This is a genomic window from Vibrio ouci (assembly GCF_004551525.1).
In the GTDB taxonomy this organism is placed as follows: domain Bacteria; phylum Pseudomonadota; class Gammaproteobacteria; order Enterobacterales; family Vibrionaceae; genus Vibrio; species Vibrio ouci.
This window is the reverse complement of sequence record NZ_SATR01000323.1, coordinates 1-532: the sequence shown is the minus strand read 5'-3', so window position 1 is coordinate 532 and position 532 is coordinate 1. Positions and strand designations below refer to the sequence as shown.

Annotated in this window: 1 protein-coding gene; it reads left to right on the top strand. The window is 34.4% G+C overall.

Annotation, left to right across the window (positions count from 1 at the left end; all coding sequences use genetic code 11):
* Positions 1–257: 257 nt before the first annotated feature.
* Positions 258–532, top strand: a 275-nt coding sequence (locus tag ELS82_RS28010) for an RNA-dependent RNA polymerase family protein (RefSeq protein ID WP_208733332.1), incomplete at its 3' end; no start/stop codon positions are given.

Below are 532 nucleotides of genomic sequence, written 5' to 3'. Positions count from 1 at the left end.
CGGTACCCCTCAATCTCAAATACTCATTTTTGGGAGAAAATAAAACTTTTCCGGTAATAATCTCTTCCAAACTTAATGCACAWCAAGAAGGTAAGTTATTACARACTCTGAAAATGCACAAAWATGCATTAGGATGGACCATARCTGACATAAAAGGAATTAGYCSTTTGATTTGCACWCACARGATTTATTTGGAGGAAAATGYYAAACCCTCTAGAGAAATGCAACGAAGGCTTAATCCTAAYATGAAARAAGTAGTGARRAATGAAGTCATTAAGCTTCTAGATAATGGAATCATTTATCCTATTTCTGACAGCAAATGGGTAAGTCCTACCCAAGTTGTACCTAAAAAGTCTGGAGTTACTGTGATAACAAATGAGAAGAATGAGTTAATTCCAACTAGGACTATTACTGGTTGGCGCATGTTCATTGACTATAGGAAACTTAATTCAATGACTAAAAAAGATCATTTCCCTTTACCTTTCATGGATCAAATCCTAGAAAGAGTTGCAGGTCATGAATTTTATTGTTT